This is a genomic window from Microbispora sp. NPDC049633 (genome assembly GCF_040675265.1).
Taxonomy (GTDB): domain Bacteria; phylum Actinomycetota; class Actinomycetes; order Streptosporangiales; family Streptosporangiaceae; genus Microbispora; species Microbispora maris.
Genome location: NZ_JBFAOO010000241.1, coordinates 1 through 10027 on the forward strand (window position 1 = coordinate 1; position 10027 = coordinate 10027).

The 10027-nt window shown below is 70.9% G+C and carries 11 protein-coding genes and 2 tRNA genes; 9 read left to right on the plus strand and 4 right to left on the minus strand.

Going from position 1 to position 10027, the window contains the following annotated elements:
• Positions 1-24 precede the first annotated feature (24 nt).
• Positions 25-1308 carry a molybdopterin-dependent oxidoreductase gene (locus AB0J39_RS35050; protein ID WP_363472682.1) on the plus strand — a complete coding sequence of 428 codons (1284 nt, stop codon included), beginning with the start codon at positions 25-27 and terminating at the stop codon, positions 1306-1308.
• Positions 1309-1423: 115 nt separating this feature from the next.
• Positions 1424-2170, plus strand: coding sequence for a hypothetical protein (locus AB0J39_RS35055; protein WP_363472683.1), 747 nt, complete (start codon positions 1424-1426; stop codon positions 2168-2170).
• Between the two features lie 380 nt (positions 2171-2550).
• Here the strand turns inward: AB0J39_RS35055 and AB0J39_RS35060 are convergent.
• Positions 2551-2625: transfer RNA gene (locus tag AB0J39_RS35060), tRNA-Val, on the minus strand.
• Between the two features lie 25 nt (positions 2626-2650).
• Positions 2651-2722 (minus strand) — tRNA-Gly (locus AB0J39_RS35065).
• A 187-nt stretch (positions 2723-2909) separates the two neighbouring features.
• Here AB0J39_RS35065 and AB0J39_RS35070 point away from each other — a divergent pair.
• The 6 genes from AB0J39_RS35070 (at position 2910) to glmS (ending at position 8097) form a co-directional block, all read left to right on the plus strand.
• Complete coding sequence (locus AB0J39_RS35070) at positions 2910-3473, plus strand: DJ-1/PfpI family protein (RefSeq protein WP_363472685.1); 564 nt, start codon at positions 2910-2912, stop codon at positions 3471-3473.
• A gap of 157 nt (positions 3474-3630) precedes the next feature.
• The gene (locus tag AB0J39_RS35075; protein WP_363472687.1) at positions 3631-4269 is read left to right on the plus strand and encodes a methyltransferase domain-containing protein; all 639 of its coding nucleotides are present in this window, start codon (positions 3631-3633) and stop codon (positions 4267-4269) included.
• A 177-nt stretch (positions 4270-4446) separates the two neighbouring features.
• Positions 4447-5283 carry a hypothetical protein gene (locus AB0J39_RS35080; protein WP_363472688.1) on the plus strand — a complete coding sequence of 279 codons (837 nt, stop codon included), beginning with the start codon at positions 4447-4449 and terminating at the stop codon, positions 5281-5283.
• A gap of 217 nt (positions 5284-5500) precedes the next feature.
• On the plus strand, positions 5501-5890 hold the full coding sequence (locus AB0J39_RS35085; protein ID WP_363472690.1) for a hypothetical protein: 390 nt from the start codon (positions 5501-5503) through the stop codon (positions 5888-5890).
• Positions 5891-5995: 105 nt separating this feature from the next.
• The gene (locus tag AB0J39_RS35090) at positions 5996-6271 is read left to right on the plus strand and encodes a hypothetical protein (protein WP_363472692.1); all 276 of its coding nucleotides are present in this window, start codon (positions 5996-5998) and stop codon (positions 6269-6271) included.
• Positions 6272-6279: 8 nt separating this feature from the next.
• Positions 6280-8097: a glutamine--fructose-6-phosphate transaminase (isomerizing) gene (gene glmS, locus AB0J39_RS35095; RefSeq protein WP_363472694.1), complete on the plus strand. Its 1818-nt coding sequence runs from the start codon at positions 6280-6282 to the stop codon at positions 8095-8097.
• Positions 8098-8178: 81 nt separating this feature from the next.
• Here the strand turns inward: glmS and AB0J39_RS35100 are convergent, their stop codons facing one another.
• Entirely contained in the window at positions 8179-8805 is a 627-nt protein-coding gene (locus AB0J39_RS35100; RefSeq protein WP_363472696.1) for an isochorismatase family cysteine hydrolase, read from the minus strand.
• 10 nt (positions 8806-8815) lie between these two features.
• Complete coding sequence (locus AB0J39_RS35105) at positions 8816-9613, minus strand: AraC family transcriptional regulator (protein ID WP_363472698.1); 798 nt, start codon at positions 9611-9613, stop codon at positions 8816-8818.
• Positions 9614-9763: 150 nt separating this feature from the next.
• Here AB0J39_RS35105 and AB0J39_RS35110 point away from each other — a divergent pair.
• The coding region (locus tag AB0J39_RS35110) for a hypothetical protein (RefSeq protein WP_363472700.1) at positions 9764-10027 on the plus strand (264 nt) is incomplete at its 3' end.

Consider the following 10027-nt stretch of genomic DNA (forward strand, 5'->3'; position numbering starts at 1 on the left):
CGATGAACACCCTGGCCCTGCTCAGTGTGTCCGCCGAAACCGGACGGAGGTGACCTGCCCGGGCTGCGCAACTGGGCCGACACCGGGCACGTGCGCGAGCTGGCGGACCTGTGGAACGTCGATCCCGCCGTCATCCCGCACTGGGGGCCCGCGACGCACGCCGGACAGATCCTCAGGTACGCCGAGGAGGGGTCGCTCGGGCTGCTGTGGATCATGGCGTCCGATCCCGCGGCCACGATGCCCGGTCTCGACCGCGTCCTCGGCCGGGAGGACCTGTTCGTCGTCGTCCAGGATCCGTACCTGACCGAGACCGCGCGGCTTGCCGACGTGGTGCTTCCGGCGGCGGCCTGGGGCGAGAGGACCGGCACCGTCACCGGCGCCGACCGCACGGTGCACCTGTGCGAGAAGGCGGTCGAACCACCGGGGGAGGCCAGGACGGACCTCGCCATCCTGCTCGACTACGCGCGGCGGATGGACCTGCGCGACCGGGACGGCCGGCCGCTCGTGCACTGGACGGACGCCGAGTCGGCGTTCGAGGCGTGGAAGGCGTGCACCAGGGGCCGTCCGTGCGACCACACCGGGATCACCTACGAGCGGCTGCGGGCCGGCGGCATCCAGTGGCCCTGTGTGCCCTCCAGCTCCCACGGCGCCGAACGCCTGTACGCCGGAGGGCGCTTCGCCACCAGCCCGGGGCACTGCCAGACGTTCGGGGCCGACCTCGCCACGGGGGCCGAGTACGGCGAGGAGCGGTACCGCACCGGGGACCCCGGGGGACGGGCCTTCCTCCACGCCGCCGATTTCGAGCCGTCCCCCGAGGTCGCCGACGACGAGCACCCCCTGGTCCTCACCACCCGCCGGGCGCTGCGCCGCTTTCCCGCCCACCTGGCGCGGCTCGGCGACGCCGTGCCCGAGCCGTGCCTGGAGGTCCATCCCGGCGACGCCGCGGAGCTCGGCGTCGAGGACGGCGACCTCGTCCGGGTCGAGTCGCCCCTGGGCGTGCTGGAGGCCGTCGCGCGCCTGTCGGGCGTACGCCCCGGAGCCGTGGTCCTGCTGCTCGACGGGCAGGGCGAGGCCGTGACGCGGGCGGCGGAGGAGCTCACGCTCACCGCCTGGGACGCGGTGTCCCGCCGGCCGCTGCGCACGGCCGTGGCGGTCCGGCTGGTGAAGGCCGGGCGGCGCGGGGACGCCTCGCTGGAGGAGGGTCTGTGCGGCGCCGCCGCGCGCCTCGGCCGCGGTGTGACCGTGCGGCCCGAGGTGACGGCCGCAGCGGGAGGAGGGGAGGCGCCGGAACGGTACGAGGAGGTCTGACGTCCGCGTTCACCGGAGATGAGGTGGGTCGGCCTACCGGAAGGAAGCGACGAGAGATGGTCCTTGCGCGCACACGTACCGCTGGGGGGGACGTGGCCCGCGGGTGGGGCGCTCCGTGAGCGAGCATCTGGCGCGCTACCTGGAGACGCTCTCCCGGACGCAGCACGAGCTGTCGTCGGGGTTCCGCGCCCTGCGGCGCGGCCATCCCCGCGAGCCCGACCTGTGCGGCGTCTGCGAGCGGCTGGCCGCGCAGTGCCGTGATCACGCCGAGCGGCTGAAGCCCTTCCTGCGGCGGTACCGTTCCGGCGGATCGCGCGATCCGCGCGCGATCGGGGCCGAGCCGAGGACGGCGGGGCTGAGACCGCCGGCCTTCGAGGCGCCGCGCCTGGAGACCGCGAGTTTCGACGCCGGGGCTCTCGACGGCGGGGGCTTCGACGCTGGGGGCTTCGACGCCGGAGGTTTCGACGCCGGGGCTCTGGAGACGGCCGATCTCCAGCGGGTCGTCCGCGCGGCCGCTGAACGGGAGCGGGCGGGCGTCGATGCCGCGGACCCCGGAACGGCACGGCGTGCGCGTGTGACACCGGGGCGGGGCGGCGGGGACGGCGGCGGCCTCGTGCTGCTGCGGGACCTGCACGGGCTGTATCTCCTCGCGACGGAGTGCGATTTGTCCTGGAGCGTGCTCGCACAGGCCGCCCGCGGGCTCAGGGACGACGACCTGCTCGACCTCACCCGTCACTGCGCCCCCGAGACGGCCGTCCACCTGCTGTGGCTGCGTACCCGGATGCGCGAGGCCGCACCGCAGGTGCTCGCCGTCCCGCGTTCGGAAAACGACGACAAAGTCCGTCATTTAGAAGAAATCTAGATCTGAGTCGTAAGATTTCCGAAGTAAATTGATTGTGCGCGTACGGGATAATTGGTAGAAGATTATCTCGGTGCTGGAACCGGCAGGGGAGCCGGCCGCGCCCATCGTGACACCGGTGCTCAATGGCGGGGGCCGCACCGGTGGCGGCGGAAAGGTTTCGTCCGGGAATCGGGCTGCCGTGATTTCGACGGCGGCGCCGGCCGTATGTCAGCGGCCGGCGCCGCCACAGGTGGAGGCGTCCACGGGGACGGAGAGGCGGCCGGTCCACGGCGCCGTCTCCATCACCCGGTTTCCATCACCCGGCCGGATCACTTCGCGGCCTCAAGGGCCTGGAACGCCGAAGGCCGGATCCGCTGATTCCGGATCCGGCCTTCGAACCGTGGTGGACGATACTGGGATTGAACCAGTGACCTCTTCCGTGTCAGGGAAGCGCTCTCCCGCTGAGCTAATCGTCCGTGCCCGGATATGGTCCGGGCTCCGAGCGGAAGACGGGATTCGAACCCGCGACCCTCACCTTGGCAAGGTGATGCTCTACCACTGAGCCACTTCCGCAGCCATCGCTCGGGTTTCCCCGGCGACGCGTGAACAACTCTAGCGGATTCCCGGGGGTGCCGGTGCCAACCGGCCTCGATCCCGTACGCGGACGCGCGGCCGTGACCGAAGTGGGGCGAGACGTTGACCTGCCGGGGAGGCCGCGCGCACGATGAGGCCGCGACCGTACGCAGGAGGGGGTTCCGCCATGGCGAAGGTGCTCATCATCACCGGTGACGCGGCCGAGGACCTGGAGGTGATGTATCCGTACCAGCGGCTCCTGGAGGAGGGCTACGAGGCGCACATCGCGGCGCCGTCCGCCAAGAAGCTCCAGTTCGTGGTGCACGATTTCGTCGAAGGCTTCAGCACCTACACCGAGAAGCCGGGCCACACCTGGGCGGCCGACGTGGCCTTCGCCGACGTGGACCCGGACGAGTACGTCGCGCTGGTGGTCCCGGGCGGGCGCGCCCCGGAGTACATCCGCGGCGACCGGGACGTCCAGGAGATCGTCCGCCACTTCGCCGACGCCGGGAAGCCGATCGCCGCGCTGTGTCACGGGCCGCTGGTGCTCGCGGCGGCCGGGGTGCTCAAGGGCCGGGAGAGCAGCGCGTACCCCGCCTGCGCGCTCGACGTCGAGAACGGCGGCGGCACGTGGGTCGACAGCGAGGCCCACGTCGACCGGAACCTCGTGACCGGGCGGGCCTGGCCGGACCACCCGGCGTGGATGCGCGAGTTCATGAAGGTGCTGCGCGCCGCGGCCCCGGCGACCTGATCGCCGCACCGACCGGCCGAGGGGCGGCTCAGGGCTCCTGATCCGCCCCGGCTCGCATTCCTCCGGCGCGGCCACCAGCGAGCGGTCGCCGGCGACCATCGGGGGCGAGCCGTCGATGATCCGCGGAGCGTGAGCCCAGGGACTAGAGTCGCCCGCCGTGACCGAATCCGTTTCCTATCTCACCGCGACGGCGGAGGCGTACGACGCCGTCGCCGACCTCTACGCCGAGCTCTTCCGGGACTCGCTCGGCGGCCTGCCGCTGGACCGCGCGATGCTCGCCGCGTTCGCCGAGTCCGTACGGACCACCGGTGCCGGGGTCGTGGCCGAACTCGGCTGCGGCCCCGGCTATGTGACCGCGCACCTGCGCGACCTGGGACTGGACGTCTTCGGCGTCGACCTGTCGCCCAGGATGATCGAGCTCGCCCGAGCGGCCTATCCCGATCTGCGCTTCGAGGTCGGGTCCATGGACGCGCTCGACCTCGCCGACGGCGAGCTGGGCGGCATCCTGTCCTGGTACTCGGTCATCCACACCCCGCCTCGGGAACTGCCGCCGTACTTCGCCGAGTTCCGCCGCGTACTGGCCCCCGGCGGCATCCTCCTGCTCGGCTTCTACGAAGCCGAGGGCGGTCCGGTGTCGGAGTTCGACCACAAGGCGGCGCCGGCGTATCGCTGGCCCATCGACGACCTCGCCGGAATGGCCCGCGAGGCGGGTTTCACCGAAATCGGACGGATGCTGCGCCAGCCTCTCGAAGGCGAGCGGTTCCGCCAGGGCCGTCTGCTGATGCGCCGGAAATAAAGGCCTTTCGCGCGACCATGAATCCGAGCGTACGCGAAATGGGTTAGGGTCCCGCGGTGCCTGAAGTGTTCCGGATGGCCGGTGACGGAGGTGACCGTGCGAGTTCCAGCGATTACGGCGGCAGGAAAGGCCGCTGGGATCCCTGACCCGGCTCCTGCGCGTTTCCGGGGTTCGCGAGTGGCCGGACTGCTCGTTGTCGCGATATGCGTGGCGCTGGGCGGGGTCGCGGTGTGGTTCGTCTCGACGTCCGCCCGGCGCGCACACCGGATGCTGGCGGTCGTCGGGAACGCGACGCGTGTCGCCCATCCGGAGTATCGAGTGCGCCTGCAGCCTCCGGAGGGAATGTTCTCCCTCACCCTTCCTCTGTCCGTCGAGCGCCAGTCCTCCGGCAGTTCGAGTGGGAGGCAGGACGTGGTGGAGAACCCGCTGGGCGATCTCACGGTCGTGCCCTCGTTCCCCAGCACGGATCTGACGAGGTACCTGCGAGAGTTCACCGGCGGCCAGGGGCCGGATCCGGCTGTGAAGAAGGCGGCGGAACGGGAGATCGGCGAGCTCGGGGACGCGATGTGGGCGACGGCCCTGGTGGAACTGGCCAGGCCTCTCGCGGAGCCGGACCTGCTCGACGAGATGAAGCCGTACGGGTTCGGCCCTCAAGGCTGGGACAAGTACTTCTTCATGTCACCGGCGGGTCCCGGGACCAAGCCGGTCTTCTGGTCGACCTTGGACAGCTGTGCTGAACGCGGCCTGGACGGATGCGACGACCACTCCGCGACGAAGCAGTTTCAGCAGTGGGTCGGCCTGTTGACCGACGACGATCGTTCCAACCTGCGCAGACTCGGTCTTGATTCAGACGTCTTGCGCGAGGCCGCCGCGGACGGCCATGTGTACGGTTTCATGGTCAACTGGATGACGAAGGAAGACTTGCTGGGCCTGCTCGCAAAGCCCGCGGTGCGCGACATCCGTGTCGTTGAGGCTGTACCGCGGTCATCGGGCCGGCGCGGCGCCGGGAATTGACAGGCAAGACGTTCACCTGCCGGCGGCGCGGCGGGCCGCGAGCTCGAATACGACCAAATTCTTCGGTCCGAGCGCGGCCGGGCCGGCCGCTCGCGGTCGAGAAGCGGCCCATATTCCCGGTCCGCTGGGGAGGCGCCCACTGCGGCTGGATTGCAGCGGCGATAACCGTACTCCGGGCGCGTTCCGCATCGGCGGGTCGTGTGAGACGAATGAGCGGGTGCGAATACGAGAAAAGCGGACGCTGCTCGTCGGGCTGGCGGTGATGACGGTGATGGGGGTCGGCGGGCCCTCCGCGCGCTCGAATGACGGGCACATTTTCTCCTGGGACGGCTCCAAGTACTGCGACTCCCGGGGCTTCGACGCCTGGTGCTCGTCGGGCGCCGAGTCGTCGCTCACGGAGGAGTTCGAGACCTGGGTATCTCTGCTCGAACCGGGCGACGAGAAGTCGCTGACCGCCTTCGGACTGAACCTGGACGAGTTGAGAAGCCTCCCCGGCCGGGGCGTGCACGGCTTCGTCGTCAGCGGGTGGCCCACGGACCTGCTGCCCCTCGACGACGATCCCCACGTCATGTCGCTCAGGGTGGCCGACATCGCCGTGCGTGGGTGAGGGGAGGCCCGCAGCGCCGCGCCAAGATACTTTTGGACTGATCCTGCCCGAAAACGGGCAGGAAACTTGTTAGTCGGCGGCAGCACTGCGTTAGGGTCCTGCTCTGTGTCCACGACACGGCATCCCTTCGAGGATCTGATCGGCCACCTCACCCGGACCACGTCGCTGGGGCCGGGGGAGGCGGCCCGCGTGGTGGCCGACGTTCTGGCGTACTTCGGCGAGCCCGCGGAAGATTACGTGCGGCGCCGCCACGGCGAACTCAAGTCGAGGGGGCTGACCAACGACCAGATCTTCCCCAGAATCTCCGCCGAGCTCGCGGGAAGACGTGTCGCGGCACCGGAGCTGACTCTGCGCCAGCTCCGGCGGATCGTTTACGGATAGGAGCGGTTATGTGCGGAATCGTCGCTTATGTCGGGCCGAAGGATGCGGCGCCCATCCTGCTCGAAGGTCTCCAGCGGCTGGAGTACCGGGGCTACGACTCGGCCGGCCTCGCCGTCGTGAACGCCAAGAGCCTCAAGACGCGCAAGGTCAAGGGCCGGGTCGCCGACCTGGCGGCGGCGGTACCCGCCAAGTTCAAGGGCACGATCGGCATCGGTCACACCCGCTGGGCCACCCACGGCGCGCCGAGTGACGTGAACGCGCACCCGCACCTCGACCAGGAGCAGCGCATCGCCGTCGTGCACAACGGCATCATCGAGAACGCCGACGAGCTGCGCCGCCGCCTGGAGGGCGAGGGCGTGAAGTTCGAGAGCGAGACCGACAGCGAGGTGCTCTCGCAGCTCATCGGGCGGCTGGTCAAGGAGACCGAGTCGCTGCGTGAGGCCGTCCTGCGCGCGCTGAAGAGCGTGGTCGGCACGTACGGCATCGCCGTCATCGACGAGCAGCGCCCCGGCGAGATCGTGGTGGCCCGCAACGGCAGCCCGATCGTGCTCGGCCTCGGCGAGAAGGAGATGTTCGCCGCCTCCGACGTCGCCGCGCTCATCCGCTACACGCGCCAGGTCGTCCACCTGGAGGACGGCGAGCTGGCCGTCATCAAGGCCGACGGCTTCAACACGTTCACCAGTGACGCCAGGGAGACGGCCAAGGAGCCGTTCACCGTCGACTGGGACGCCGGGCACTACGACAACGGCGGCTACGAGCACTACCTGCTCAAGGAGATCTCCGAGCAGCCCGACACGGTCGCCCGCACGCTGCGCGGCCGCATCGACGACCGGTTCCACATCGCCCACCTCGGCGGCCTCAACATGGACGCCCGCGAGATCCGTTCCTTCCGCCGCGTGAAGATCATCGGCTGTGGGTCCGCGTACTACTCGGGGCAGATGGGCGCGCAGCTCATCGAGGAGCTGGCCCGCATCCCCGCCGACGCCGAGCCCGCCTCGGAGTTCCGCTACCGCAGCCCGGTCGTGGAGCCCGACACGCTGTACGTCGCGATCAGCCAGTCGGGTGAGACGTACGACACGCTCGTGGCGGTGCAGGAGCTCAAGCGCAAGGGCGGCCGGGTGCTCGGCATCGTCAACACCGTCGGCAGCGCCATCGCCCGGGAGACCGACGGCGGCATCTACCTGCACGCCGGCCCCGAGGTCTCGGTGGCCTCCACCAAGGCGTTCACCTCCACGGCCGTGGCGTTCGCGCTGCTCGCCCTGCACCTCGGCCGCGTGCGGGACCTGTCGCCGGCCGACGGCCGCAGGATCTGCGAGGGCCTGCGCCGGCTGCCGGAGCAGATCAAGGAGATCCTCACGCTGGAGGACCGGATCAGGGAGCTGGCGAAGAAGTACGCCGACTCGCCGGGCATGATGTTCGTCGGCCGGGTGCGCGGCTACCCGGTGGCCCGCGAGGGCGCCCAGAAGCTCAAGGAGATCTCCTACGTCCACGCCGAGGCGTACCCGGCGAGCGAGCTCAAGCACGGCCCGCTCGCGCTGATCAGCCCCGAGCTGCCGACGGTCGCGATCGTCCCGGACGACGAGCTGCTGGACAAGAACCTCACCACGCTGGGCGAGATCCGGGCCCGGCACGGGCGCATCCTCATGGTCGGCCACCGCACCTCCGACGCGGCCGACGACTGCATCGTGGTGCCCAAGAACGAGGTCGAGCTCGACCCCATCCTGCTCACGATCCCGCTGCAGCTGTTCGCCTACCACGCCGCCGTCGCCCTCGGCCGCGACGTCGACCGCCCGCGCAACCTCGCCAAGAGCGTGACGGTCGAGTAGAACCCCTTCCTCCCGTACGGCTCGCGCCCGCCCGGCGCGGGCCGTACGGCGTCGGGGGCGCCCGGACCGGGGACTCGACGGTCAGGCCGGGGAAGCCACGCGCGACCGGGTGGCGGCGACGACCTCGCTCGTGTCCAGGCAGACGATGCCCATGCCGGTCATCTCGCGGTCCGCGTCGGCGGTCCAGCCGGAGAGCGCGTCGCGGACGGCGACAGCGCGCAGGTCGCGTTCGGTGGCGTCGACGAGCGTGGAACGCGGGCAGTTCGGGTAGTTGCAGCCGGCGACCACCACCGTGCTCACGGCGCGTTCCGCGAGGTGTTCCAGCAGCCGGGTGCGGAAGAAAGCGCTCCAGCGGGGTTTGTACAGGATGTGCTCGTCCGGGCCGATCTCCTGCGCGTGTCCCGCCAGCAGCAGGTCCGGGTCGAGCTCGTTTCCGGGCGCCAGCCCGTCGGCGAGCCGGGAACCCGGCGAGTGCGGGTTGACCTGGCCGCGCAGCGTTCGCCGGCACAGGTCGGCGTTGCTGCCGTCGGGCAGGTACAAGCGCACGATGTGCACGATGGGCCTCCCCGCCTGGCGGAACGCGTGCGCCAGGCGCCGGACCGCGGGCAGCGCCTCGGCGGTGCCGGCGATGTCGGCGACGAAGTCGCGTTGCAGGTCGATCGTGAGCAGGGCGCTGCGGGAGAACTCGGGGCTGGTGTGTTCGTTCACGCCGCCGACGTTAGGCGGGCGAGCCGTACCGGTCTTGTACGTCGTTGCGCGCGAACCGGCCGGGGGTGGCCGCGAACGTGCGGCGGAAGTGGCGGTGCAGATGTGCCTGGTCGTAGAAGCCGCTCTCGGCGGCGGCGCGCGCGACGGTGTGCCCGGCGGTCAGGAGCTGCTGGGCACGGCGCAGGCGTAGCTGGAGCAGGTAGCCGTGCGGAGTGACACCGGTTTCGCGGCGGAAGGCGCGCAGCAGCTGGAATCGGGGCAGGCCCGCCACATGAGCGAGCTCGTCCAGTGCCGGGGTGCGCAGAAGGTCGGCGGCCAGGTGCCGCTGCACCTTCGTCACGGGCGCCGGTGGCGTCGGAGCGATCCCGCGGCGTGTGTAGCGGGCGAGGATCCCGGTGCACAGCGCTTCGAATTCCTCCTGCGCGGCCAGGGAGTTCTGGTCCTTGCGGCGGTGCAGCCGGATCAGGCGGGCGGCCAGACGCGGGTCGTGCGGAGTCGGAACGGGAAAGGTGGGCCGGTGCCCGGCGAGTTCCGCCAGCAGCGCCGGCGGGAGGTAGAAGACCCGGTAGTCCCAGCCCTCGGCGACGCCGGGGCGGCCGGCGTGGATGGTGTCGGCGTCGAGTAGGAGCAGGCTGCCCGCGTGCGCGTGCTCGGTGGCGCCGCGGTAGCGCACGGCCTCCACCCCGCGCTCTATCGCCGCGACGGCGTACTCGCTGTGGCCGTGAGGGACGAAGCGATGCGTGCGGAAGGACGCTTTCACCAGCCGCATGTCGTCCCGGCCGTAACGATGCTCGACGACGTCCTCCATGGCTGCCTTTGTAGCTGATCGCGCGATCGAGGGACCCGGGCGGGCCACCCGCACCGATCGCCATAGCCCTAACGTCCGTTATGTGGTGACATGGTGTAGTTACTCATAGTCTGTGCGTGTAAGGGACTCTTCGGGTAGGAGGGTGCCGAAATGCGACGCCGTACGGTCCTCGCGCTGGGGGTTCTGGCCCTTGCGGGCGCGTGCGGCGTCCAGGCGCCGCCGCGCCGGTGGGGGGAGTTGTCCCTGACCGTCCCCCGTCCGCCGGGCGGGTGCGGGGACGGCGTCGCCGCCGGGTTCAAGGCCCTCGTCGAGGGCCGTGGCTGGGCCCGGGCCGTACGGATCAGGTGGGAGGCGGGCGGCGGGGCGGCCCTCGGCCGGCCCGCCGGGCCGCGGACCGGTCTGGTGGTCGCCGAC

Bases quoted from the DNA above. Each gene is read 5' to 3' on its own strand.
- AB0J39_RS35105 (WP_363472698.1), bottom strand. From the start codon at position 9,613: ATGGAGGACGTCGTCGAGCATCGTTACGGCCGGGACGACATGCGGCTG.
- glmS (WP_363472694.1), top strand. From the start codon at position 6,280: ATGTGCGGAATCGTCGCTTATGTCGGGCCGAAGGATGCGGCGCCCATC.
- AB0J39_RS35070 (WP_363472685.1), top strand. From the start codon at position 2,910: ATGGCGAAGGTGCTCATCATCACCGGTGACGCGGCCGAGGACCTGGAG.